The 23014-nt window shown below is 74.2% G+C and carries 21 protein-coding genes; 10 read left to right on the forward strand and 11 right to left on the reverse strand.

Going from position 1 to position 23014, the window contains the following annotated elements:
* Positions 1 to 2: 2 nt before the first annotated feature.
* The 5 genes from ACFP3U_RS01290 to ACFP3U_RS01310 all read right to left on the reverse strand — a co-directional run bounded on the left by ACFP3U_RS01290 (position 3) and on the right by ACFP3U_RS01310 (position 4712).
* The gene (locus ACFP3U_RS01290) at positions 3 to 1184 is read right to left on the reverse strand and encodes a hypothetical protein (protein ID WP_380223172.1); all 1182 of its coding nucleotides are present in this window, start codon (positions 1182 to 1184) and stop codon (positions 3 to 5) included.
* Positions 1181 to 2329 carry a hypothetical protein gene (locus ACFP3U_RS01295; RefSeq protein WP_380223173.1) on the reverse strand — a complete coding sequence of 383 codons (1149 nt, stop codon included), beginning with the start codon at positions 2327 to 2329 and terminating at the stop codon, positions 1181 to 1183. Before ACFP3U_RS01295 ends, ACFP3U_RS01290 begins: the two co-directional genes overlap by 4 nt.
* Complete coding sequence (locus ACFP3U_RS01300; protein ID WP_380223174.1) at positions 2326 to 2997, reverse strand: cupin domain-containing protein; 672 nt, start codon at positions 2995 to 2997, stop codon at positions 2326 to 2328. Before ACFP3U_RS01300 ends, ACFP3U_RS01295 begins: the two co-directional genes overlap by 4 nt.
* 177 nt (positions 2998 to 3174) lie before the next feature.
* Entirely contained in the window at positions 3175 to 4278 is a 1104-nt protein-coding gene (locus ACFP3U_RS01305; RefSeq protein WP_380223175.1) for a polyprenyl synthetase family protein, read from the reverse strand.
* Positions 4275 to 4712 carry a hypothetical protein gene (locus tag ACFP3U_RS01310; RefSeq protein WP_380223176.1) on the reverse strand — a complete coding sequence of 146 codons (438 nt, stop codon included), beginning with the start codon at positions 4710 to 4712 and terminating at the stop codon, positions 4275 to 4277. The genes ACFP3U_RS01305 and ACFP3U_RS01310 overlap by 4 nt, the downstream gene beginning before the upstream one ends.
* Positions 4713 to 5078: 366 nt before the next feature.
* Between ACFP3U_RS01310 and ACFP3U_RS01315 the strand changes: the two genes are divergently transcribed.
* Complete coding sequence (locus tag ACFP3U_RS01315) at positions 5079 to 5507, forward strand: cytochrome C oxidase subunit I (RefSeq protein WP_380223177.1); 429 nt, start codon at positions 5079 to 5081, stop codon at positions 5505 to 5507.
* 176 nt (positions 5508 to 5683) lie between these two features.
* Here ACFP3U_RS01315 and qcrB read toward each other — a convergent pair whose 3' ends face one another.
* Positions 5684 to 7270, reverse strand: coding sequence for a cytochrome bc1 complex cytochrome b subunit (qcrB, locus tag ACFP3U_RS01320; protein WP_380223305.1), 1587 nt, complete (start codon positions 7268 to 7270; stop codon positions 5684 to 5686).
* Between the two features lie 464 nt (positions 7271 to 7734).
* Between qcrB and ACFP3U_RS01325 the strand changes: the two genes are divergently transcribed.
* Together ACFP3U_RS01325 and ACFP3U_RS01330 are read left to right on the forward strand one after the other, a co-directional pair.
* Entirely contained in the window at positions 7735 to 8121 is a 387-nt protein-coding gene (locus ACFP3U_RS01325; protein WP_380223178.1) for a hypothetical protein, read from the forward strand.
* Positions 8122 to 8211: 90 nt separating this feature from the next.
* A complete protein-coding gene (locus ACFP3U_RS01330) occupies positions 8212 to 8613 on the forward strand; it encodes an ArsR/SmtB family transcription factor (RefSeq protein ID WP_380223306.1) in 402 nt (133 codons plus the stop codon).
* 48 nt (positions 8614 to 8661) lie between these two features.
* Here ACFP3U_RS01330 and ACFP3U_RS01335 read toward each other — a convergent pair whose 3' ends face one another.
* A complete protein-coding gene (locus ACFP3U_RS01335) occupies positions 8662 to 12576 on the reverse strand; it encodes a non-ribosomal peptide synthetase family protein (RefSeq protein ID WP_380223179.1) in 3915 nt (1304 codons plus the stop codon).
* Between the two features lie 588 nt (positions 12577 to 13164).
* On the opposite strand from ACFP3U_RS01335, the gene ACFP3U_RS01340 reads away from it, so the two are divergent.
* From ACFP3U_RS01340 to ACFP3U_RS01355, 4 genes are all read left to right on the forward strand, one after another.
* Complete coding sequence (locus ACFP3U_RS01340; RefSeq protein WP_380223180.1) at positions 13165 to 14259, forward strand: sugar ABC transporter substrate-binding protein; 1095 nt, start codon at positions 13165 to 13167, stop codon at positions 14257 to 14259.
* Between the two features lie 285 nt (positions 14260 to 14544).
* A complete protein-coding gene (locus ACFP3U_RS01345) occupies positions 14545 to 15333 on the forward strand; it encodes an ATP-binding cassette domain-containing protein (RefSeq protein WP_380223182.1) in 789 nt (262 codons plus the stop codon).
* Positions 15330 to 16601, forward strand: a complete 1272-nt coding sequence (locus ACFP3U_RS01350; RefSeq protein ID WP_380223183.1) for a sugar ABC transporter permease — start codon at positions 15330 to 15332, stop codon at positions 16599 to 16601. The genes ACFP3U_RS01345 and ACFP3U_RS01350 overlap by 4 nt, the downstream gene beginning before the upstream one ends.
* A gap of 268 nt (positions 16602 to 16869) precedes the next feature.
* Positions 16870 to 17106 carry a hypothetical protein gene (locus ACFP3U_RS01355; protein WP_380223184.1) on the forward strand — a complete coding sequence of 79 codons (237 nt, stop codon included), beginning with the start codon at positions 16870 to 16872 and terminating at the stop codon, positions 17104 to 17106.
* 16 nt (positions 17107 to 17122) lie between these two features.
* Here the strand turns inward: ACFP3U_RS01355 and murQ are convergent, their stop codons facing one another.
* On the reverse strand, positions 17123 to 18052 hold the full coding sequence (murQ, locus tag ACFP3U_RS01360) for an N-acetylmuramic acid 6-phosphate etherase (RefSeq protein ID WP_380223185.1): 930 nt from the start codon (positions 18050 to 18052) through the stop codon (positions 17123 to 17125).
* Between murQ and ACFP3U_RS01365 the strand changes: the two genes are divergently transcribed.
* Entirely contained in the window at positions 18027 to 18254 is a 228-nt protein-coding gene (locus ACFP3U_RS01365; protein ID WP_380223186.1) for a hypothetical protein, read from the forward strand. The genes murQ and ACFP3U_RS01365 overlap by 26 nt on opposite strands.
* Before the next feature lie 81 nt (positions 18255 to 18335).
* Here the strand turns inward: ACFP3U_RS01365 and ACFP3U_RS01370 are convergent, their stop codons facing one another.
* On the reverse strand, positions 18336 to 19028 hold the full coding sequence (locus ACFP3U_RS01370) for a DUF6445 family protein (RefSeq protein ID WP_380223187.1): 693 nt from the start codon (positions 19026 to 19028) through the stop codon (positions 18336 to 18338).
* Between the two features lie 183 nt (positions 19029 to 19211).
* Between ACFP3U_RS01370 and ACFP3U_RS01375 the strand changes: the two genes are divergently transcribed.
* Positions 19212 to 19754 carry a PaaI family thioesterase gene (locus tag ACFP3U_RS01375; RefSeq protein WP_380223188.1) on the forward strand — a complete coding sequence of 181 codons (543 nt, stop codon included), beginning with the start codon at positions 19212 to 19214 and terminating at the stop codon, positions 19752 to 19754.
* Positions 19755 to 19820: 66 nt separating this feature from the next.
* Here the strand turns inward: ACFP3U_RS01375 and ACFP3U_RS01380 are convergent, their stop codons facing one another.
* Together ACFP3U_RS01380 and ACFP3U_RS01385 are read right to left on the reverse strand one after the other, a co-directional pair.
* Complete coding sequence (locus ACFP3U_RS01380) at positions 19821 to 20834, reverse strand: YdcF family protein (protein ID WP_380223189.1); 1014 nt, start codon at positions 20832 to 20834, stop codon at positions 19821 to 19823.
* Positions 20835 to 20954: 120 nt separating this feature from the next.
* Entirely contained in the window at positions 20955 to 22232 is a 1278-nt protein-coding gene (locus tag ACFP3U_RS01385; protein WP_380223190.1) for an MFS transporter, read from the reverse strand.
* Positions 22233 to 22318: 86 nt separating this feature from the next.
* Between ACFP3U_RS01385 and ACFP3U_RS01390 the strand changes: the two genes are divergently transcribed.
* Positions 22319 to 22996, forward strand: coding sequence for a MarR family winged helix-turn-helix transcriptional regulator (locus ACFP3U_RS01390; protein WP_380223191.1), 678 nt, complete (start codon positions 22319 to 22321; stop codon positions 22994 to 22996).
* The last annotated feature ends 18 nt before the right edge of the window (positions 22997 to 23014 follow it).

Consider the following 23014-nt stretch of genomic DNA (forward strand, 5'->3'; position numbering starts at 1 on the left):
CGTCATGCGGGTCCCCTACCGAGGTCCGGTCCGCCGGGCCGGCTCCCGCCGCCGCCGCTCTCGGGCGTGCCGTCCGCCGCGGGTTCGGGCCAGGTCATGAAGCCGACGGCGAGGGCCCGCCGGCGGGTCTCCAGCGGGTTCTCCGGCCGTCCCGCCGCCGGGGAGCGCACCGGGGCGGCCCGGAGGGCGGCCGGGTCCCGGGGCGCCGGCGGCGCGGTGATCCGTTCGGCGGCCCGGTCGGCGAGCGCCATCAGCCGTTTGGGCGCCAGCGCGGCGAGCGGGGTCCACCAGCCCTCGGCGAACCACGCCCGCTGGCTGCCGGTCAGCTCCGGGACGGTCCGCTCCAGCCGGAGCCGAAGGTCCTCGGAGCGGTGCAGGTCGCGCAGCAGCGTGTACCTGGTCTCGTCGACCAGCACGGTGCGCACCGACAGCCCGGCGTCCAGCACCCGCGGGCCGGGCCGCGCGGCGCGCGCGTCGGCGGCCAGCAGGTGGCCCTGCGGCGAGGCGTCGTGCAGCACCACCAGCGGCAGTCCGGCCGGGACGGCCCGCAGCTCGGGCACGAGCAGCGCGCGGTGGCGCTCGGCCCAGCGGTTGGCGTGCAGGAAGGCGAGGACCGTCCGGTCCGGGCAGAGCAGGGCGAACGCCGGCTCGGCGGGCGGCGGCCCGGGCCGGACCAGTGCGTCGTCCACCAGCCCCGGCGGCAGCGCGCCGTAGACGGCCCGCCAGCGCTCCAGCACGACGGTGCGGAACTCGTCGGCCGTCCAGCGCGGGCCCACCGAGGTGTCCGGCGCGGGCTGGTCGGCCAGCCACAGCTGGCGGATGCCGAGACCGATCAGCAGCAGCGCCACCCCGAGGAACAGCGGGGCGAGGCCGAGGTCGATCACGGCGACGGCCATCACGAGCCCGATCAGGCCGGGGACGATCAGCCCGGCCGCCTTGCTCGCCTCGCCCCGGAACCGCTGGGGCGGCCGGCCCCGGTGCTGGAGGGCGAAGACCAACTGTCCGGCGGTCACGGTCAGCCGCCCCTGGTCGGAGAGCTTCCCGGTGAGCTTGCGGATCCGCACGTCGTGCAGGCCGGCGCCGTCCAGCTTGGGGTCGAGGGCGAAGTGCTTACGGCAGTAGGAGCAGCGGCGCTTGGTGCGCTGGCGCTGCAGGAGGTCCTTGGAGCAGTGCGGGCAGATCATCGCGACACCTCCGGCTCCGGCCAGCTCAGGAATCCGACCTCGCCGAGCAGGGCCTGTTCGGCGGCCCGCTCGGCCGTCCTCAGCAGCCGCCGGGGCGGCACGGCCGCGAGCGGGCTCCACAGGCCGGCGCCGAACCAGGCGCGCTCCGCCGGGCGCAGCCCCGGCAGCCGGTCCAGCCGCGCCTCCAACTCCTCGCGCTGCTGGTGCGCGTAGAACTGGACGGCCCGGTCGCCCGCCGCCAGCACGGTGCGGACGGACAGCCCGGCGTCCACCACGGGGACGCCCGGCCGCGCGGCGCGGGTCTCGGCGACCAGCAGGTGGCCCTCCGGCGAGGCGTCGTGCAGCACGATCACGGGCAGGCCGGCGGGCACCTCGGCCGGCGTACCGACGAGCACCGCCCCCTGGCGCGCGCCGAAGGTGTTGGCGTGCAGGAAGGCGGCCACCGCCCGGTCCGGGCAGAGCACCGCGAGCACGGGCGGCCCGTCCGGCAGGGAGGGTCGGACGACGGAGGCCCGGACCACGCCCTCGGGGAGGGCGCCGTAGACCTGGATCCACCGGTCCAGGACCGTCTGCTCGAACGACTCGACGCTCCAGCCGGGGAGTTCGGCCAGCGGCGCCGTCCAGGCGTCCTGCTGCTGCCACTGCCGGTCGCGCCGCGCCTGCCACTGCTGATCGGCCAGTTGCCAGGCGGCCAGGATCCGCTTGCGCCGCAGCAGGCGGACCGTGTCGCGCGCCATGGCGGCCAGCAGGACGATCCCGAAGCCGCCGGCCGGCACGGCCAGGATGACCGCGGACGGCAGGTAGGCCGCCAGCAGGTAGGCGACGGCCAGCAGCCCGGCGCCCATGCCGAGGCAGAAGACCAGCACGCCGGTGCCCTCGAACTCGGGCTCCTTCGGGCGCCCCGGCGGGACGTTCCGGGGCCGGGCGGGCGGGCGTCCCCGGCCCTGCAGCGACCAGCGGAGCTGTTCGGTCGTCAGGAGTAGCCGGCCGCCGTCGCCCAGCCGCTCGACGGTGCGCCGCAGGCGGACGTCGTGCAGGCCCCGGTCGAGCTTCGGGTCCAGGGCGAACGGCCGGCGGCAGCGGCCGCAGGTCCGGCCCGTGCGCTCACGGGCGAGTAACCGGGCGTCGCAGCGCGGACAGATCATCGAGGGGACTCCTCCAGCACCGCCGCCAGCTTCCGCAGCCCGGCGGCCAGCCGCTCCCGCCGGCCGACCCGGCCGATCCGCTGCCCGCGCTCCACCGCCCGCAGCGTCTCGGCGAGTTCGGACTCCGCCCGGCGCTCGGCCTCGGCCGCGGTGATCGCGTAGTCCTCGTGGTCGATGCCGTACCCGGTGTTGGCGGCCAGGATGTTGAGCGGCTCGCGGCCCCGGTTGGCGAAGGAGTGCGGCATCAGCTCGGGTATCCGTATCAGCAGCCCGGGCGTCAGCGGCACCTCCACCACCCGGCGCCGCTCGGCGTCGTACAGGCCGCAGGCGGCGTGGCCGAGGCTGAGCACCAGGTGCTCGCCGCCGTGCGCGTGCGGCGTGAAGGCGCTGCGCGGGGCGACGATGCCGAGCTTGTACGTGGCGTTGGACGGCCGCTCCGGCGAGGTCTTGGCGTCGCCGACCAGGTAGTGGGCGAACTGGCCCTCGTCGATGAAGCGGAGCAGCTCCTCACCGGCCGGTCCGTGCGCGGCCCGCGGCCCCAACTCCCGTGCGCCGTCCCGGTCCGCGAGCAGCACCCGGCCGTCCGGCCGCAGCCGGTACAGCTCCGCGCCGGCCGGCAGCCGCCCGGCGAGCCGTTCGAGTTCCCGCAGCCCCGATCGTACGGACATCGGCCACCCCACCCCCAGTTTGACCCTCGCGACGTCATCCGCGGTGACGCGGACCGCCGCACGGCCGGTTCCCGCCGTCCGGGGCCGACGTCGTGGATCCTACGCACAGGGTGTGACAGCGGGCCCGTCCTTGCGGATCCGACAGGACGGGAGAGGCCTGAGGGAGGCCGGGTGCGGTCAGCGCCCGCGGGCCACCACGAAGTCGGGCAGCGCCCGCAGGAACGCCCGGGCCTGCTCGGCCTCCGCGCCGTCCCCGTCCCCGTCCCCGTCCGCCGCCGGCTCCGGCACCCCCGCCAGGACCCCTTCGATCTCCCGCTCGGCGGCCGCGACCAGTCCGGCCGCCGCCTCCTGGGCGTGCGCCACGCAGTCGTAGGCCGTCATCCGGTCGAGCAGCCAGGCGACGTCCTCCGCCGCCCCCGGACCGCGCTGCGCCCTGGTGAGGCTCAGGTGGCGCACCACGCGGGCGCGTTCGGCGGGGGTGGCGCGCTCCAGCAGCTGGATGAGCATCAGGGTCCGCTTGCCCTCCCAGAGGTCCCCGGCGATCTCCTTGCCGTACTCCTCGGCCGCCCCGACCAGGTTGAGCACGTCGTCCTGGATCTGGAAGGCGGCGCCCAGGTACCAGCCGAACCGGTCCAGCCGGGTGGCGTCGGTGCCCGCCCCCTCGGCGACCAGCAGGCCGGAGCGGCACGGGTAGAGGAAGGTGTACCAGGAGGTCTTCTTGAGGCACATCCGGTAGTAGTCGGCGCTGGTCAGGTCGCAGACGTTGTCCCGGATCCAGGCGATCTCCATCGCCTGCCCCTCCAGGGACTGGCGGCACATCAGCTCGGTCTCCTCGAACAGCCGCCAGGCCAGCTCCCCGCCGAGCGCCCGCCGGTTGGCCATCACCCGGCGCAGGCCGAGCAGGTTGATCGCGTTGCCGACGTTCAGCGCGACCTCCACGCCGTACCGGGCGGGCAGCGTGGGCGTGCCCCGGCGCAGTTCGCTGCCGTCCTGGATGTCGTCGTGGACGAGGAAGGCGTTGTGGAACAGCTCCACGGTGACGGCCGGGTTGAGGGCCCGGTCGGGTGCGCCGCCGAACGCGGCGCAGGTCACCAGGCAGAGCGCCGCGCGCAGGCCCTTGCAGGGGCGGGTCGGGTAGTCGGCGGCCAGGTCGTAGAGGTACGGCGGGCTCTGCTCGGGGATGTGGCGCAGGAGTTCGGCGAGGGTCCGCTCGCGGTAGTGGGCCAGGACGCGCTCGACCAGCGGCGCGCCGACGGCCGGGCGCTCGGCCGCGGTGGTCACCCCTGGGGCCGCTCGTCCGCCCCGTCGCCGCCGCCCGCGCCCTCGGCGGCCCCCGGCGCGCGCTGCGGCCCGAAGGCGCTCTGCAGGCCGCGGTTGGCGAGGCCGGGGGCGAGCGAGCCCAGGCTGAGCAGCAGGTCGAGGACGTCGTGGGCGTTGGAGGTGAGCCGCTGGGCCTGCTCGGACACCTCGCCGGTGGTGTTGGCGAGGACCCGCTCGCTGACCGCGTCGATCAGCTGGTGGGTGTTCTCCGAGACCCGGCGCACCAGCTGGTCGAACTCCTCCTGCTCGACGCGGTGCTCGCCGGTGAGCCGGGCGGTCGCCGCCTTGGCGTCGGCGAGTCCGGCGGACAGCTCGCGTTCCAGGACGGCCGCCGCCTCCATGACCGCGCGCGAGCCCTGCTCGCCCAATTCGCTGAATCGACCGGCGTCGGGCATGGCTGACCTCCTGGTTCGCGCCCCGGACGGGGGCGGGGCGGGTGGACCGGCGCGCGGCAGAGCGCCGTCCCGATCGCTGATGGTACACGGGTGTGTGCGGAGCGTGTCCATGGTGGCACGGTGGTGGCGCCGGGTGCGCGCGGGTTCCGTCGTGCGCCGGAGTCGCCCCGGCGCGCGGCGCGGCCCGTGCGCCGGGTCCGGTCGGTCCGCGCGGCGGTCGCCCGGCCGCCCGGCGAGTCGGGGGCCGCCCGTCGCCCGGTCACTGATAGTGATTGCCTCGTCGCGGAGCGAACCGCCGGGGGTGGCGGACGGACGGCGCGGAGCAGCACGGGACCTCACAGGACACCAGCAGGACAAGGAGCGGTCATGGGTGGCAGACAGCGTCCGCCGAAGGCGCGGAACGCCCGGCCGGAGGCGCGGCGGCGGACCGGTCGGCCGGGCGACCCGCGAACGGACGGGCCGGCGGTGAACCCCGGGCTGGAGATCGCCCGGCTGGAGGGCTACCTCGCCTGGGAGGCGGAGGTCTCGGCGGCCGAGCGGGACGCCCGGGCCTTCGCCGACCGCTTCCCCTGGCTCGCGCCGGACGATCGCGAGGCCCTGGAGCAGGCGTACACCGACGACCGCCTCCGGTACGCGGAGGAGGTCGTCGACCGCGCGGTCGGCCGCTGCCGCGCGCTGGCCGCCCGCTACCGCGCCGAGTGCCGCCGGATCTGCGCCCGCTGGGCGGCCCTCTGCCTGTCCGTGGCGTTCGCCGCGGCGCTGCTCGCCGCCCTCCCGGCCGCGCTGCACGGCTGAGCGGCCCCGCCCGGCTGAGCCGCCCTGCCGGCGCGACCGGGCCCGCACGACGTGAGCGGCCCCGCACGACGTGACCGGGCCCGCCGCAGACCCCTGGGGTGCGGCGGGCCCGGTGGTTCGTCCGGTCCGCGCCGGTCAGCGCTGACCGGCGCGGCGGACGGGCTCAGTGGACGGGCTCAGTGGTGGCCGTGTCCGCTGGTGATCTCGTGGTGCTCCTCGGCCGTCGGCTTGGCGATCTGGCTGCCCTCGCCGTAGAAGCCGCGGGACAGCCTGGCCCGGGTGCGGGCCCACAGCCCGGCCCGGCGGGCCACGCCGTTCTCGTCCACCTCGGCCGGCAGCTCGAACGGTTCCACCTGCTCGTGCGCGGTGAGCGTGTGCAGCCGCTCCGGCGGCAGCGGCGCGTGCACCTCGATGAACTCGCCGTGCTGGAGCCGCTTGATGACGCCGGTCTCCCGCCCGTGCAGCACCTTCTCCTTGTCCCGGCGCTGGAGGCCCAGGCACCAGCGCTTGGTGATCACGAAGACGATCACCGGCCCGACGAAGAAGCCGATCCGCGCCGCGTTGGTGATGGCGTTGATGGACAGGTGGAGGTGGGTGGCGAGCAGGTCGTTGCCGCCGGCGGCCAGCAGGATCAGGTAGAGGCTGATCCAGGCCGCGCCGAACGCGGTGCGCACCGGCGCGTTGCGCGGCCGGTCGGCGATGTGGTGCTCGCCCCGGTCCCCGGTGATCCAGGCCTCCAGGAACGGGTAGGCCCAGATCGCCACCAGCACCAGCGGGAAGATCATCAGCGGTACGAACACGCCCAGGTTGAGCGTGTGGCCCCAGAGGCCGATCTCCCAGCCCGGCATGATGCGGATCAGGCCCTCGGAGAAGCCCATGTACCAGTCCGGCTGGGCGTCGGTCGACACCTGGTCGGGGCGGTACGGGCCGTACGCCCAGATCGGGTTGACGGTGGCGACCGCGGACATCGCGGCCACCATGCCGAACACCAGGAAGAAGAAGCCGCCCGCCTTGGCCATGTAGACCGGCATCAGCGGCATGCCGACCACGTTGTCGTTGGTCCGGCCGGGCCCGGCGAACTGGGTGTGCTTGTGGTAGAAGACCAGGATCAGATGGGCCACCAGCAGGCCGAGCATGATGCCCGGGATCAGCAGGACGTGCACGGTGAACAGTCGCGGCACGATCGCGGTGCCGGGGAACTGGCCCCCGAAGAGGAAGAACATCAGGTACGTGCCGACGATCGGCACGGCGAGGAGCGCGCCCTCCATGAACCGGATGCCGGTGCCGGAGAGCAGGTCGTCCGGCAGCGAGTAGCCCATGAAGCCGTCGAACATGCCGAGGATCAGCAGGCCCGCGCCGAACAGCCAGTTGATCTCGCGCGGCTTGCGGAACGCGCCGGTGAAGAAGACGCGCATCATGTGCACGAACATCGCGGCCACGAAGACGATCGCGGCCCAGTGGTGGATCTGGCGGATCAGCAGACCGCCGCGGATGTCGAAGCTGATCCGCATGGTCGAGGCGAAGGCCTCCGACATGGGGATGCCCTGGAGCGGCACGTAGGAGCCCTCGTAGGTCACCTCGCCCATGGACGGGATGAAGAAGAGCGTCAGCCAGACCCCGGTCAGGATGATGATGATGAAGGTGTAGAGGCAGATCTCGCCGAGCATGAAGGACCAGTGGTCCGGGAAGATCTTGCGCAGATTGGACTTGGACAGGCCGTAGACGCCGAGCCGTCCGTCGGTCCAGTCGACGAGCGCCTCCACCTTGTTGGCGGGCGCCGCGCGCGTGCTGGTGACCGGCTGCGGGCCAGGCCGCTGCTCGGCTCTCACGACGGGCTCCCCGGCGTCCGCCGCGGCACGTCCTGGACGCCCGGCCGTGCAACGCCCGGCCGGTGGAGTGATGTGATCATCGGACCTCTCGATACGGGGGTGCCGGGCAGCCCGGCGCGCAGATCCGGCGACCCGCCGCCCCCGTTGCTCAAAGTGATGGAGCGCTTACTCTGTCATGCTGTCGGGAGCGCGCCGACTGTGCACGTCCATCGGCCCGTCCGGCCGCTCGTGTCGGCCCGTCCGGGGGGTCGGGCGCCGCGGCGGACGGCCCGTGCGCGCCCCGCGCGCGGCTGCGGCGCGGCTCCGATGCTGCGCTCGGGTGCTGTTGACGACGCGCCGGGGCGTTTCGGCGCGCGCCGCGCCCGGGGAGGGCGCGGGACCGGGCCTACGCTGCGCCAATGGTGGATCACCGGGAACTCTTCGAGGACGTGACAGCCGACCTGGCGCGGGCCGGCTTCGACACCGACCGCGGGCCCTCGGGCCTGCGGATCGACCAGGGCCCGCAGGGGGTGCTGATCGGCTGGCCGCCCTCGGACGGGGACGCCGCCGAGCCGCCGCCCGCCGAGGGCATCCGGACCGCGGTGACCGGCGCGGTCGCCACCGTGCTGCGCGAGTCCGGCTACCTGGTCACGGCGGCCGGTCCGGACGAACTGCTCGTCACCGCCGACCCCGCCCGGGCCGCCGCCCAGGACGCCCGGGCCGCCCGGGCCGCCCAGGGCGCCCAGGACGCTCAGGACGCCGACGGGCGGGAGCCGGCCGGCGTCCCCGAGCAGTGGTGGGGGTGAGGGGCGGGCGCGGTCGCCGGATTGCCCCTGGTTCGCACCACGTGCAACCATACAGTTGCAACTGTGGGTGACGGTGCTGAGGAGCAGGCGATGACGGACGCCGCGACGGACGCCGCGACACGGCATCGGAACGTCGGCGGCGAGGCGGTCGACCTGGTGCTCGGCGCCCTGGCCGACCCGACCCGGCGCCGACTGCTCGACCTGCTCGCCGCCCAGGGCGAGGCCACCGCGACCGAGTTGGCCGGGCGGCTCCCGGTCACCCGGCAGGCGGTGGTCAAGCACCTTGCCGTGCTCGACGCCGCCGGCCTGGTCGCCGGGCACCGGACCGGGCGCGAGGTGCGCTACGCCGTCCGGCCGGTGGCGCTGGACGCCGCGGCGCGCTGGATGGCCGAGCTCGCGGCCGACTGGGACCGCCGGCTCGGGCACCCCGGGGCCCCCTCCGAAGCACCCCTGGCGCACCGGACGGCCGCGCCGCCCGGGGACCGCGTCTGACGGTCCCCGGGCGGCACGGCCGAGGCGGGTGGTGGGCCGGGAGGCGGGTCAGCCCGCCGTCCGGCCCGTGGCGGCGGCGAGCGCGGCGGCCAGCTCGTCCACGCCCTGCTCCCGCAGCACGCCGTAGTGGTCCCCGGCCAGCTGCACCATGCCGGGCACGGCGGCCGACCAGCCGGAGCTGCCCTCGATGAACGAGTAGTCGTCACCGGTGGCCTTGAAGACCGTCACCGGGGCCGACAGCCGCCGCTCGGCCAGCTCGCGGAAGCTGTACTCGAACTCGTACGTCTCCCCGACGATCCGGGCCACCCGGCGGATCAGCTCCTCGTCGAGCTCCGGCAGCCGCCGGTGGACGAAGGCGGCGAAGCCGTCCTCGTCGCGCACCTCGGCCAGGCACTCCGCCAGCCCCGGCCCGGCGACCGAGCCCGCGAACACCGAGTGGAGGATCGTCAGGTACGCCGGGTTGCGGTACGAGGACTCCCGTCCGTACCGCTCGCCGTCCGCCTGCCGCAGCTCCGGGTTGCCGGGGCAGATCAGCATCACCTCCGCCACCCGCTGCCCGGCCTGCTCCAGCTGCCAGGCCGCCTCGAAGGCCACCCGGGCGCCGAAGGAGTACCCCCACAGGGTGTAGGGGCCCTCCGGCCGGACCGACCGGATCTGCGCGACGTCGGCCGCCGCCATCTCCCGGATCGTCGGGTACGGCGTCTCCCCGGGGTTGATGCCGTACGCCTGGACGCCGTAGAACGGCCGGCCCGAACGCCCGGCGAGCGGACGCAGGTTCATCGGGTAGCCGCCCAGCCCCGGCCAGCAGAACACCGGCTCGCCCGCGCCCTCGCGGTGCAGCGGCACCAGTCGGGAGGCCGGACCGTCGGCCGGGCCGCCGCCGGCCAGGGCGCCGTCGATCCGCGCCGCCAGCTCGGCCGGCCGGGGGCACTCGAACAGCACCTGGAGCGGCAGCCGGGTGCCGAACTCCCGGTTCACCCGGTTGACCAGGGCCACCGCGATCAGCGAGTTCCCGCCCGCGGCGAAGAACTCGTCCGCCGTGGAGACGGTCTCGTACTTCAGCGCGGCAGCCCAGATCCCGGCCAGCCGGCGCTCGGTCGGCGTCGACGGCGCCACGAACGGCGCGCCGGCGGTGGCGTCCCGGACCTGCTCGGCGGCGGCCAGCGCCTTGGCGTCCACCTTCCCGTTGGCGGTCAGCGGCAGCGCGTCCAGCACCAGCACCCGGTTGGGGATCATGTAGTCCGGCAGCACGGTGGCCAGCTCGTCCCTGATCAGCTCCGCCGGGCCCTTCATGTGCACGGCGTCCTCCCGCATGCCCTCGCTGCGGATCTGCTCCTCGCTCACCCGCCCGCCGAGGAAGAAGTACGACGGGCCGCCGGCGATCCCGCACCCGGCCAGGATCGCGTCGATCCGCCGGGCGGCCGGCAGCGGGTGGCCGCTCTTCGAACTGTAGCCCGAGGACATGAAGCCGAAGCCGAGCCCGTTGCGCTGCAGGTGGTGCAGCCGGGTGCCCAGGCCGATGTACTCCAGCCACGGCTCGGCGGCCCGGCTCACCGCGGTGATGCCGAAACCCGCCCGCCGGTACACCTGCTGGTTGATCGCGATGACGTGCCGGGACTCCACCACCTCGTCGGAGATCCGGGTCAGCTCGCCGCCCTCGTACCGGTACAGGCCGGCCGGCAGGCCCTCGACGCCGCCCGGACGGGTCTGGACGAAAAGCTCGGTGTCCTCCCGGCGCGGTCGCCCGTCCTCCGGGACGATCGTGAAGCTGCCCAGGTAGAAGTCCTCCTCGGCGACGTCCAACCGCCGCTGGACGGCCGGCTCGTGGCCCAGCGGACGCACCGCCAGCCCGTACTCCGGCAGCACCTCCTCCAGCACGCCCAGCATGTGGCCGGCCTCGAACTCCAGCACCTCCTGGATGTTGTTCCGGTACACCGGCTCGATCGCGCCGCGCCGGCCGAGGAAGTGCAGGGCGAGCCCGGAGCCGCCGGCGGCGTCACCGACCCGGACCAGGGCGTGGTCCACCGGGTGGTAGTAGTACACGCCCGCGCCGAGGCCGTGCGAGCCGTCCGTCTCCAGGTACAGCTGGGTGGCGTACAGCGCGCCGGGGGAGGCGTACGCGTACTTCGGCAGCAGCCGCTCCTCGCTGTGGAACTGGCCGAACCACCGCAGCACCGGGCCGAGTTCGGCCAGGGTGACGCCGCCGTCCGGTCCGGACACTCGCGGAGCGGCGGCCGGGTGCGGAGCGGCGAGCAGCGCCAGCAGCGCGTCCCGGGTGACCGGGCCGCCCTCGAAGAAGCGGTAGGTCTTGCGGGCGAAGGTCTCCCGCCGCTGCCGCCCGGTCGCCCGGCGCCCCGGCAGCTCGACCACCGGCCGGCCGGCCAGCTCGGCCGGGCCGCGCAGCCCCGGATTGGACAGCTGGGCCCGCACCTGGAGCTTGCTCGCCTTGGACTGGTGGTGGCCGCCGTGGTTGCCCTGGTCCATCAGGGCGGCCTCCTTCGGGTTGAGCTCCACACAGGCCACCAGGTTCTGATGGCCCGTCCGCGGGTCGTCGGTGACCACGGCGGCCGCCCGGCGCACCCAGGTGTGCTCCTCGACGGCGAGGGCGATCTCGTCCAGCTCGACCCGGTAGCCGCGCAGTTTGACCTGGTTGTCCACCCGGCCCGCGCACTGCAGGGTGCCGTCCGGGTTCCACTCGGCGAGGTCGCCGGTGCGGTACAGCCGCTCGCCCGGCAGGTACGGCGAGGCGACGAACCGCTCCGCCGTCAGATCCGGCCGGTTGAGGTAGCCGCGGGCCAGCTGGACGCCGCCGATGTACAGCTCCCCGGTCGCGCCGACCTCCACCGGCGCCAGCTCCTCGTCCAGCACGAAGCAGCGGGTGCGGTCCACCGGCACGCCGATCGGGACGGAGCCGGCCCCGTCGCCGAGCGCCTGCGGGTCGACCCGGTGGGCGGTCGCGTTGATGGTGCACTCCGTCGGGCCGTAGAGATTGACCAGCGCCGCGCCCGGCAGTGCCGCCGTGAGCGTCCGGGCCAGCCGCACGGAGAGCGCCTCACCGCCGGAGTAGAGCCCGCGCAGCGTGGTGCAGTCGGCCAGGCGCTCGGTGTCGAGCAGCGCCTGGAGCAGGGTCGGCACGCACTGCAGGGTGGTCACCCCGTGCGCGAGGACGGTGTCGATCAGGGCCTCCGGATCCCGGTAGACGCCCGGCGCGCCCATCACCACGTGCGCGCCGGCGGCGGGCGCGAGGATCTCCCACTGCGCCGCGTCGAAGCTCATCGGCGTCTTCTGCAGCACGGTGGCGTCCGGGCCGAGATGGCCGGCGTCGGCCAGCCAGCGCAGCTGGGACACGATGCTGTGGTGCTCGATCATCACGCCCTTGGGGCGGCCGGTGCTGCCGGAGGTGTAGATGACGTAGGCCAGCGACTCCGGGCCCGGGCCGTCCGGGCCGTGGCCCTGGTGCGGGATGTGGCCGTGGTGCCGACCGTCGTGCGTGCTCTCGCCCGGGTCGGGCGGATCGGCCTGGTCCGGCAGGTCGGCGGGGGTGACGATCCGGGTGCCGGGCGGGACCAGCTCGGCCAGCCGGGACCGCAGCCGCTCCTGGGCGACGATCACCCGGGTGCCGCTGGACTCGATCATCCAGCGGATCCGCTCCTCCGGGTACTCGGGGGAGAGCGGGAGGTACGCGGCGCCCGCGTGCAGGATGCCCCAGGCGCCGGTCATCAGTTCCGGGGACGGCTCGGTGTACAGGCCGACGCAGTCGTCGGCGGCCACCCCGAGCCGGTGCAGGTGCGCGGCGAGCGCGTCGGCGGCGGCGCCGAGCTCGCGGAAGCTGAGCCGGACGCCGTCGCCGGTCACGGCCGTGGCGTCGGGCCGGGCGGTCACCTGGGCGCGGAGGAGGTCGGGGAGGCAGACGGAGCGGCGGGCTTCGAGGAGTGCGGCGGACAGGACGGACTGTGCGGTCATGAGGGGGTTCCCTGGGTGGGTGCGGGCCGGTTCGGCCGCCCGGTGCCGACCGGGCGTGACTTCCAAGGTCGGCCGCCCGCTGTCCCGAACGCCTGGGGCAGCGGCCGCTTCCCGGCCCGACTTCGGGCCCGGCCGCGGGCCCGCCCCGGTCCCGGGTGTCCCGGGCGGCGGCCGGGGATGTCCCGGGCGGGGGCGTGTGCGCTCGGGACCGGGCCGTGCCGCGCTGGCGCCATTCGCTGACGGATAGTCAAACTCTTGAACACGTGGATCTATTTGTCCCGAACCTGTCAAGAATCGCCCCGATCGCGCATCGACCCTCGCACGTGCACCGATCGACGGTTTGTCCCTCAGGTACGTACCAGGTCGTGCCTAAGGTTTGTGAACGATACGTCCGTTCTGCCACGTCCTGTCATGGCTTGGGTCGGAGGATCATCCAAGCCGCAGGGGTGGGTAGGCGTTCACGAAGATAACGAAAGAGCAGGGATTTGCCCGAGCTTGAGTTTACTTATTGACGACATGGTTGGCCGCCGGGTTAACTCCTGCCACCTAGCCGCAGTGTTGCGGCCCCTGTCATGGAGGCATCCCCCTATGAACGCAACGATGCGTCGCGTCCTCGTCGGCACCGCCGCGGTTTCGATGGCCCTGTCGCTGGCCGCCTGCGGCAAGGCCGGCGCCGACAAGAAGGACAGCGCGAGCTCCGGGGACTCCAAGTCCATCGGCCTGCTGCTGCCGGAGAACGCCTCCTCCACCCGCTACGAGTCGTTCGACCGCCCGTTCATCGAGGCCAAGGTCTCCGCCCTCTGCCCGGACTGCAAGGTCCGCTACAGCAACGCCGAGGGCAGCGCGGCCAAGCAGAAGCAGCAGTTCGACACCCTGATCGCCGAGGGCGTCAAGGTGATCGTCCTCGACGCCTTCGACGCCAAGTCGACCCAGGCCTGGGTCAAGGAGGCGGCCGCGAAGGGCGTCAAGGTCGTCGCGTACGACCGCCTCGCCACCGGCCCGGTCGCCGCCTACGTCTCGTTCGACAACGAGAAGGTCGGCGAGCTCCAGGGCCAGGCCCTGGTGGACGCCCTCGGCGCGAAGGCCGCCGACGCCAACATCGTGATGATCAACGGCGACGAGGCCGACCCGAACGCCGCGCTCTTCAAGGCCGGCGCCCACAAGGCGCTCGACGGCAAGATCAAGAAGGTCGTCTACGAGCAGTCCGGTGAGTGGAAGCCCACCGTCGCCGGCCAGAAGACCGGCGCCGCCATCACCCAGCTCGGCAAGGACGGCTTCCAGGCCGTCTACTCCGCCAACGACGGCATGGCCGGCGCGATCATCACCCAGCTGAAGGCGGCCGGCCTCAGCATCCCGGTCGGCGGCCAGGACGCCGGCCTCGACGCGATCCAGCGGATCGTCGCCGGGGACCAGGCCTACACCATCTACAAGGCGTACAAGCCGCTCGCCGACAGCGCCGCCGAGCTGGCCGTCAGCCTGCTCCAGGGCAAGGACGTCAAGACCGTCGCCACCGCCACCGTGGACAGCGACACCGACAAGGGCATCCCGGCCAAGCTGCTGGAGCCCAAGGTCGTCACCAAGGCCAACATCAACGACACCGTCATCGCCGACGGCCTCTACAAGGCCTCCGACGTCTGCACCGCGGACTACGCCGCCGCCTGCGCCGCCGCCGGCCTCAAGTGACACCCGGCCGGCCACGTCCGGCGCGGCCGACCCCGGCCGAGGCCGACGGGCCGGCACCCGGCCGCTGACACCCGGCGGCTGACATTCGGTCGCTGATGTCCGGCGGCCGGCTCACGGCCGCTGAGGCCCACCGGCCGACACCCGGCCGCTGACACCCCGCGGCCCTCCGGGTCCACGCCCGGCCCACGCCCGTCCGGCGCCCTCGCGCGGCGCCGGACGGCGGGCGGCCGGTCGCCCGCGAGCTCCTTCCCCCCTTCCTCCCCGCCCCGAACACCCCCGCAGGAGATGGTTCACGTGACAGGCGCACCCGTACTGGCGCTGCGCGCGGTCTCCAAGCGCTTCGGCGCCGTCCAGGCGCTCACCGACGTCGACCTCGACGTCCACGCCGGCGAGGTCGTCGCCCTCGTCGGCGACAACGGCGCCGGAAAGTCCACGCTGGTCAAGACGATCGCCGGGGTCCACCCCATCGACGAGGGCACCATCACCTGGGAGGGCCGTCCGGTACGGATCGGCCGCCCCCAGGACGCCCAGGCGCTCGGTGTCGCCACCGTCTACCAGGACCTCGCGCTCTGCGACAACCTCGACGTCGTCGCCAACCTCTTCCTCGGCCGGGAGCTGCGCCGCAACGGCGTCCTGGACGAGGTCGCCATGGAGCGGCGCGCCAAGGAACTGCTGGACACGCTGTCGATCCGCATCCCCAGCGTCCGGATCCCGATCGCCGCGCTCTCCGGCGGACAGCGCCAGGTCGTCGCCATCGCCCGCGCCCTGGTCGGCGACCCGCGGATCGTCATCCTCGACGAGCCGACCGCCGCCCTCGGCGTTGAGCAGACCGCGCAGGTCCTGGACCTCGTCGAGCGGCTGCGCCAGCGCGGCCTCGGCGTCATCCTCATCAGCCACAACATGGCGGACGTCCGCGCGGTCGCGGACACCGTCGCCGTCCTGCGGCTCGGCCGCAACAACGGGACCTTCCCGGTCGCCGGCACCACGTCCGAGGAGATCATCTCCGCCATCACCGGCGCCACCGACAATGCCGTCACCCGGCGCCAGGCACGCATCGCGGAGGAAGCGAAGTGAGCACCAGCCAGACCACCCCCACCACGGAGAACCCGGCGCCGGCCCCGGCCGTCGACCCGCGCCTGCTGGTCCGCAAGAGCGGCGTGGCCGGCTACGCCGAGGAGTTCCGCCGCAAGATCCGCAGCGGCGAGCTCGGGGCCATGCCCGTCGTCCTGGGCCTGATCCTGATCGCGATCATCTTCCAGAGCGTCACCGGCCACTTCCTCCAGGCCGACAACCTGACCAACATCACCAAGTGGATCGCCGGCTACGGCCTCATCTCGGTCGGTGTCGTCTTCGTCCTGCTGCTCGGCGAGATCGACCTCTCGCTCGGCTCGGTCGCCGGGACCTGCGCCGCGATCACCTCCGTGCTCGCCGTGCGACAGGGCCTGAACGAGTGGCTGGCCATCCTGCTCGCCCTCCTCGCCGCCGCCGCGATGGGCGCCCTGCACGGCTTCTTCTTCGCCCGGATCGGCGTGCCGGCCTTCGTCGTCACCCTGGCCGGCATGCTCGCCTGGAGCGGCCTCCAGGACTTCGTCCTCGGCAAGCTCGGTACCGTCAACAACATCAACGACGGTGTCGTCGCCCACCTGGACAACTACTTCCTCGGCGACGGCGACATCCTCTTCGCCTGGCTGCTCGCCGTCCTCGCCATCGGCGGCTTCCTCGCCGCCCAGCTGCTCACCGCCCGCCGTCGCACCGCCGCCGGCCTGCCGGCCCGGGCGATCGGCGAGATCGCGCTGCGCACCGGCGGCCTGGCCGTGGTCGCGCTGGTCGGCGCCTACACGCTCAACCAGGACAGCGGCCTGCCGCTGCCGCTGGTGGTGCTGGTCGGCGTGGTCGCCCTCACCGACTTCGTGCTCCGCCGCACCTCCTACGGCCGGCAGATCTTCGCGGTCGGCGGTGGCATCGAGGCCGCCCGCCGGGCCGGCATCAACGTGGCCCGGGTGCGGATCTCGGTCTTCATGATCTCCGCGACGCTGGCCGGTCTCGGCGGCCTGTTCATCGCCTCCCAGCAGGGTTCGGCGGACAAGCTGCTCGGCGGCGGCAACGTGCTGATGAGCGCCATCGCGGCGGCCGTCATCGGCGGGACCAGCCTGTTCGGCGGTCGTGGCAGCACCTGGTCGGCGCTGCTCGGCATGCTGGTGATCCAGTCGATCACCACCGGCTTGGACATGGTGCACGCGGCCCAGGCCATCCAGTACATGATCACCGGCGCGGTGCTGCTGGCCGCCGTGGTGCTCGACTCGGTCTCCCGGCGCACCCAGAAGTCCGCCGGCCGGGGCTGATCCCGGCGGCACACCCCGAACGGCCCGGTCCCCACCTGCATGGGGGCCGGGCCTTCGTCGTACCCGGGGCCTTCGTCGTGCCCGGGCCTTCGTCGTTCGCTCGGTGGGTGGGGCGACGCGCCCGGGCGCGGCCCGGACGGGACGTTGGTCCCTGCCGTCCGGCCCGTCCGGCCCGCACCCTGGACTGCGGGGCCGCCGACCCACGAAGTCCGGCGGTTCCGCAGACGCACCACCCCCGGGAACCGAGTGTGAGGACGTACCGCCGCCCATGTCCGCCGAGACAATCGTGCACCGTTTGGTCGACGCCTTCTTCACCCACTGCCACGAGTGCGGCGAACCCCGCGACGCCAACTGCCACCCCCGCGCCCACTGGCGGCTGTACCTCGACCTCGACGCGGAGACCGTGACCCGGATGCGCCACTGGGCGCTCGACCCGGCCAGCCCGGTCGGCACCGACACCGAGCGCACCGTCCTGCTGCACTGGCTGGACGCCCAGGAGGTCTGACCGGGGCCGCCAGGTCCTAGCTGTTCTGTCCCGCGTTCTGTCCCGCGCGGGCGAGTTCCACGGCCTCGCGCAGTCGTCCGCCCGTCGAGGCGAGCAGGCGGGCGGCGGTCGGGGCGTCCACCCCGGCCAGGACGACCAGCACGGCGGCCTTCGCCTCGCCGCCGGTCGCCGCCAGGGCGCGCCGCGCCGTCTCCTCGTCCGCGCCGGTGATCTCGACGACGATCCGGCGCGCCCGGTCGCGCAGCTTGGCGTTGCCCGCCCGGACGTCGACCATCAGGTTCCCGTACGTCCGGCCGAGCCGGACCATGACCGCCGTGGAGAGCAGGTTCAGCACCAGCTTCTGCGCCGTGCCCGCCTTGAGCCGGGTGGAGCCGGCCAGGACCTCCGGCCCGGTCTCCACCTCGATCCCCAGCTCGGCGGCCGCGACCAGCGGCGACCCGGCCGCCCCCGCCAGCCCCACGCTGAGCGCCCCGGCCCCGCGCGCGTACCGGACCGCCGCCACCGTGTACGGGGTGCGGCCGGAGGCGGAGACCCCCACCACCGTGTCCTCGGGCGTCAGCGCGAGCGCGGCCAGGTCGGCGACCGCCAGCTCCGGGCGGTCCTCCGCCCCCTCCACCGCGCGCACCAGCGCGGCCGGGCCGCCCGCGATCACCCCCACCACCTGCGCCGGGTCGGTGCCGAAGGTCGGCGGGCACTCGCTCGCGTCCAGCACCCCCAGCCGCCCGGCCGTCCCGGCGCCCGCGTAGACCAGCCGCCCACCCCGGGCCATCCGCGCCGCGACCGCGTCCACCACGACGGCGATTCGCGGCAGCTCCCGGGCCACCGCCCCGGCGACGGTCCGGTCCTCGGCGTTCAGCAGCCGCAACAGCTCCGGCGTGCCCAGCCGGTCGATCCCGGCCCACTCCGCTCGGACCACCTCGGTGGCCGGCCGCTCGGAGTTCTCCATACCGGCCCCCTCCCCGCGCCCGCCCGCCGCCAACCCGGCCACCGGCGAACCGGACGGCCTCAACGAGGCACTGGACGCCTCCCCGGAAGCCGACCCGCTCCGCGCCGTCGTCAAGCCGGCCGGAACGCGGTGGGACGTCGCCGACGACGATGAGATGCGCCGCCGCCTGCCACGCCTCGCCGGAATCCTTCGACCCTGGTGACCTCGCGGACTCCCGTGGCACGGCGAACGCCGCCCCTCGCTCCCCTCGGGGAGGGCGGGGCGGCGTTCCGCTGGCGGGGTGTCAGGCCATCCAGAAGAAGACGGCGGTCATCCGTCGCTCCTCCAGGGGCAGGCCGTGGTAGGCGGTCGCGCTGTGGATGAGGTTGGCGTGGTAGACGAGGAGGCGGTTGTAGCGGTTGGGGACGCGGACGTCCTCGGTGAAGGCGTCGGCCGGGACGCGGCGGGTGCCGAGGGCTTCGACCAGGTTGTTGTGCGGGGCGGTGACCAGGTTGCCGCCGAGTCGGCCGCCGGGGAACTGCTGGCGGTAGAAGCCGGTGCCGGCGTCCTTGGGGGCGCCGGGGCTGAGGTAGAGGACGGCCGCGTAGCGGCACAGCGCGCGGGAGTCGGTGTGCGGGCGCGGCTCCGACTCACCGGCGCCGACCAGTTGGATGCAGTTGTGGTTCAGGGTGCCGCCGCCCGGGGTGCTCTGCACCCAGAGCCGGGGCGCCCCGGTGGCCTTGCGGACGAGTGACTCGACGCGGGCCAGCTCGTCGGGTTCGAGGCCGGGCATGGTGCGCAGTCCCGGCCAGGTCTCCGGGCGGTAGGGATAGCCCTCGGTCCAGTCGCCGCGGTCGAGGCAGCGGCGGCGGACGGCGTCCGGGTCGGGCAGGACGTCGTCGAACACCCAGTAGTCACGGCCGGGCGTGGGCTTGCGGTAGGGCAGCACGGGTAGCGCGGGTAGCGCGGCCGTCCGTCCGGAGGGCAGAGGAGGCATGCGCCGACCATAGGATCGGTGGCACCCAACGTTCTGCCGTGAGCAGGTCAACCTTTCGTCAAGGTGACGGCCGGGGCAGGCGGGGGGCCGGAGGAGGTGAGGTGTCGTCATGGCGCGCCGGCCCCGCCGACGCGAGCGGGATCACACTTGAGCCGTGGCCGGGGAAGGGGGCAGGTTGGTGTCATGACCACCTTCGAGATCGATTCCGCCGGACCGGCGGCCGACGGGGAGCTCCGCACCCGCACCCACCAGTGGCAGGCCGGTTCGCCCATCTCCGCGTTTCCGCACCTCACCGGCGAGGAGATCCTCCAGGAGATGATCGCCGGCCGGATCCAGCAGCCGTCGATCGGCAGCACGTTGGGCTTCCGGCTGGTCGAGGCCGGGCCGGGCACCGCCGTCTTCGAGGGCCGGCTCGGCGACCACCTCTTCAACCCGATGAACACCGTCCACGGCGGCTACCTGGCCACCCTGCTCGACTCGGCGCTCGGCTGCGCCGTGCTGAGCCGGCTGCCGGCCGGGGTGGGCTACACCACCACCCAGCTCAATGTGCACATGGTGCGGCCGCTGTTCGCCGAGTCGGGCCAGGTGCGCTGCGAGGGCGTCGCCCTGCACGTCGGCCGGACGATGGCCACCGCGGAGGCGCGGATCCTCGGCTGCCAGGACGGCCGGCTGTTCGCCCACGCGACCACCACCTGCGCGATCCTGGCGCCGCGCCCGGCCGCCTGAGCCTGCACGGGCCCCGGTGCCCGGGGAGTTTTCCCAGGGGCGCCGGGGCCCGTGCGCGGGGCGGGCTCAGGCGTCGGGGCCCAGTGCCGCGGCGGCCAGTCCGCAGACGGCGAGCAGGCCGCAGATCCCGAAGTTGACGAGCTTGTGGGAGAGGAAGACGGCGGCGAACTCGCGGATCGTCGCGCTCGGCCAGTAGTACCGGGCGGTGGGCGAGCCGCAGACCTGGCCGTTGACACCGGTCGTGCGGGCCGTCAGGGCGGCCCGGAAGGCGTGGAAGTTGTTGGTGACGATGACGCAGCGGTAGCCGGGCTTCTCCCTTTCCATGATCGCCTTGCTGAACAGCAGGTTCTCCTCGGTGGTCCGGGAGCGGTCCTCGCGCTCCAGGTGCTCGGCCGGGAAGCCGCGTTCGACCAGGTAGTCCGCCATGGCGTGGGACTCCGGCAGCTTCTCGTCCGGACCCTGGCCGCCCGAGGTGATCAGCACCGGCGGGTTGCCGCGGGCCGCCTGCTTCTCGTAGAGCGCGCGGCCGCGTTCGAGTCGGCTGGCGAGCAGCGGCGGCACCCGCTCGCCGCCGATCAGCCCGGAGCCCAGCACCACCACGAAGTCCACGTCGCCGCGCGGCAGGTGGCGCTGGTAGAGGAAGGCGTAACCGACGAAGCAGACGAAGAGGAAGGAGATGTAGCCGACCACCAGGAGCGCCGTCGCGGCGAGGGCGCCGAGCCGGTCCGAGTCGGTGACGACGGCCGCCCCGAGCAGACCGATCACCGCGAGGATGCCGAGGCCGGCGAGCAGCGACAGCAGGTTGGCCGGCCGCCGCCCCTCCTTGCGGATCATCGTCACCCCGTTGGAGATGAGGAACCAGACCAGGGCCACCGTGCCGAGCGTCGGGAGCAGGGCGATGACGGCCACCGCCAGTTCGGCCACCAGCGTCGGAGCCCGCCGCAGTTCGGCTATCAGCGCCAGCGCGAACAGGGAGACCGCGATACCGAGCAGGACGGCGTTGCTGAACTGGCGTCGGTCGCGCAGGACTCCGATTCCGCAGAGGAGGAAGAAGAAGGCCGCTGGGGCATAGGCGATCATGTCCGTATCGTAGGGTCCCGCCGAGAGTCCCCGGCGGGAGCCTCCCGACCGACCTGGGGGGCACCGGCGGTGACGTCGGGTCGGCTGTCGCCCCGGGTCTTCCCCGTCCTCCTTCCCTGGTTACTTCCCCACCCGTTCCTCCTTCCTCGCGGCGCCCGGACGGCCCTCCGCCGGGTCGCCGGCATCCAGTGGACGGTGCGCACCGACCCGGCGGATGCCCGGGAAGGCGGCGGTGCCGCCGCAGGCCAGTACGACCAGGGCGGCCGTGACGAGCAGCGGACCGGTACTGCCCCAAGCGTCGGCGGCCAGTGGCGCGAGCGTGTATCCGAGCGGGGCGGCGGCGAGCGACAGCAGCCAGTCGTAGGAGGTGACCCGGGCCAGCACCTGGGGCGGGAACTCCTGCTGCACCACGGTCTGCCACACCGGGTTGAGGAAGCCGAGGCCGGTCATCGCCAGGGCGTACGCGGCCACCGTGACCGGTGCGGGCGCCGTCACCGCGAGGGCGAGCAGCGGCAGGGCGTACAGGGCCAGGCCGAGGTTGGCGACCAGCACCGGCCGCCGCGGTCGGAAGCGTCCGGCGGGCAGGGAGCCGGCCAGCACACCGCAGGCGGCGGCCTGGGTCATCGCGATCCACACGCCGTCCCCGCCCAGCCGCCGGGTGGCGATCAGCGGGCCGAGGGTGAGCAGGACGGCGGCGGCGCCGTTCCAGACGGCGTGGCCGATCAGGCTGGTCCAGTACCAGTCGCGCGAGCGCACCTCGCTCCAGCCCCGGACGAGGTCGGCGCGCAGCGAGCGCCGCTTGGCGGGGGTGTGGCGCACCCTCAGCCTGGTCAGCAGCGCCGCGCTGACCAGGAAGGACGCGCCGTCCAGCAGGAAGGCCCAGCCGGGGCCGGCGGTGAGGACGAGCAGGCCGGCGAGGGCCGGGCCGCCGAGCCGGGCCGCGCTGGCGGCCGAGGCCAGCAGGGCGTTGGCCCGCATCCGCAGCGGACCGTCCACGGTGGCCGCGACCAGCGGCGTGGCGGTCGGCATGGCGAACGCGGAGGCGATGCCGCCGACCGCCTCGGCGGCCGCGATCGGAGCCAACCGGGGTTGGTCGGCGAGGAGTTCGAGGCCGACGGCCAGTTGGGCGGCGGCCCGGACGAGATCGGTGACGAGCGCGACCAGCCGGGGGTCGACGCGGTCCCCGACGACCCCGCCCAGCGGGAGCAGCAGCAGGCGCGGGACCATCGCGCAGCCCAGGACGAGGGCGAGCGCGCTGGAGGAACCGGTCGCCCGGGTGACGGCGATGGCGAGGGCGGCGGGGACGACGGCGTCGCCGAGCGTGGAGATCGTCCGGCCGACGAAGAGCAGGCGGAAGCCGCGCAGGCGCAGCGGGTGCGAGTGGTGGTTCGGAGTCACGGGAGCACTGTATTTCGGTACCGAAGTTTCGGCAACGAAATATCGGCGCCGGAAATCGCCGGCCCGGAGCCGCCTAGACTCGGGCCATGACACGCGCGACCCACCCGGCGTCGGCCGACCCGCCCCGCGACTGGACCGACGGCCACGTCGAACGCTGGCGACCCGTGCTGCCGCACCTCGACCCGGACATCGAGGGCGCCGTCACCCGGATGATCAAGCTCACCCGCCACCTCGGCCGGGTCCGCGAGCAGGGCGTGGCCGACTACGGCCTGCAGAAGCACGAGTTCGACACCCTGCACGGGCTGGCCGGTCGCGGCGGCCGGGCCACGCCGTCCGAGCTGCGCGCCGACCTCAACCTGGCGCCCGCCTCGGTGACCGGTCGTCTGGAGGCGTTGGAACGGCGCGGATTCATCGTCCGCACGCCCTCCAGCGACGACCGCCGCCGGGTCGACGTCGAACTCACCGAGGCGGGCCGACTGGCCTGGCGGCAGGCGCTGGACGTGGTCGGCCGGGAGGAGCGCCGCCTGCTCGGGGTCCTCGCCCCGGACGAGCGGCGCGTCCTCTCCGACCTGCTGCGCCGGGTGCTGCTGGCCGCCGAGGAGGAGCCGCCGGAGGCCCGCCCGCAGGCCGCCGCCAGCAGGGCGGACCGGGCCCAGGCGGGGACCGGGACCGGGGACGACCGGGCCGCCGAGGCCTGGCGCGGGGACCGGGCCGAGCCCCGGACGGAGCCCCCGGCCACCGGCTGGCACGAGCCGGGCGCCTGAGCCTCAGCTCCACGAGCC

This window comes from Kitasatospora misakiensis (assembly GCF_042656005.1).
Taxonomy (GTDB): Bacteria; Actinomycetota; Actinomycetes; order Streptomycetales; family Streptomycetaceae; genus Kitasatospora; species Kitasatospora misakiensis.

Bases quoted from the DNA above. Each gene is read 5' to 3' on its own strand.
- ACFP3U_RS01290 (WP_380223172.1), bottom strand. From the start codon at position 1,184: ATGATCTGCCCGCACTGCTCCAAGGACCTCCTGCAGCGCCAGCGCACC.
- ACFP3U_RS01295 (WP_380223173.1), bottom strand. From the start codon at position 2,329: ATGATCTGTCCGCGCTGCGACGCCCGGTTACTCGCCCGTGAGCGCACG.
- ACFP3U_RS01300 (WP_380223174.1), bottom strand. From the start codon at position 2,997: ATGTCCGTACGATCGGGGCTGCGGGAACTCGAACGGCTCGCCGGGCGG.
- ACFP3U_RS01310 (WP_380223176.1), bottom strand. From the start codon at position 4,712: ATGCCCGACGCCGGTCGATTCAGCGAATTGGGCGAGCAGGGCTCGCGC.
- ACFP3U_RS01315 (WP_380223177.1), top strand. From the start codon at position 5,079: ATGGGTGGCAGACAGCGTCCGCCGAAGGCGCGGAACGCCCGGCCGGAG.
- ACFP3U_RS01325 (WP_380223178.1), top strand. From the start codon at position 7,735: ATGGTGGATCACCGGGAACTCTTCGAGGACGTGACAGCCGACCTGGCG.
- ACFP3U_RS01330 (WP_380223306.1), top strand. From the start codon at position 8,212: ATGACGGACGCCGCGACGGACGCCGCGACACGGCATCGGAACGTCGGC.
- ACFP3U_RS01335 (WP_380223179.1), bottom strand. From the start codon at position 12,576: ATGACCGCACAGTCCGTCCTGTCCGCCGCACTCCTCGAAGCCCGCCGC.
- ACFP3U_RS01340 (WP_380223180.1), top strand. From the start codon at position 13,165: ATGAACGCAACGATGCGTCGCGTCCTCGTCGGCACCGCCGCGGTTTCG.
- ACFP3U_RS01345 (WP_380223182.1), top strand. From the start codon at position 14,545: ATGGTTCACGTGACAGGCGCACCCGTACTGGCGCTGCGCGCGGTCTCC.
- ACFP3U_RS01355 (WP_380223184.1), top strand. From the start codon at position 16,870: ATGTCCGCCGAGACAATCGTGCACCGTTTGGTCGACGCCTTCTTCACC.
- murQ (WP_380223185.1), bottom strand. From the start codon at position 18,052: ATGGAGAACTCCGAGCGGCCGGCCACCGAGGTGGTCCGAGCGGAGTGG.
- ACFP3U_RS01370 (WP_380223187.1), bottom strand. From the start codon at position 19,028: ATGCCTCCTCTGCCCTCCGGACGGACGGCCGCGCTACCCGCGCTACCC.
- ACFP3U_RS01375 (WP_380223188.1), top strand. From the start codon at position 19,212: ATGACCACCTTCGAGATCGATTCCGCCGGACCGGCGGCCGACGGGGAG.
- ACFP3U_RS01380 (WP_380223189.1), bottom strand. From the start codon at position 20,834: ATGATCGCCTATGCCCCAGCGGCCTTCTTCTTCCTCCTCTGCGGAATC.
- ACFP3U_RS01390 (WP_380223191.1), top strand. From the start codon at position 22,319: ATGACACGCGCGACCCACCCGGCGTCGGCCGACCCGCCCCGCGACTGG.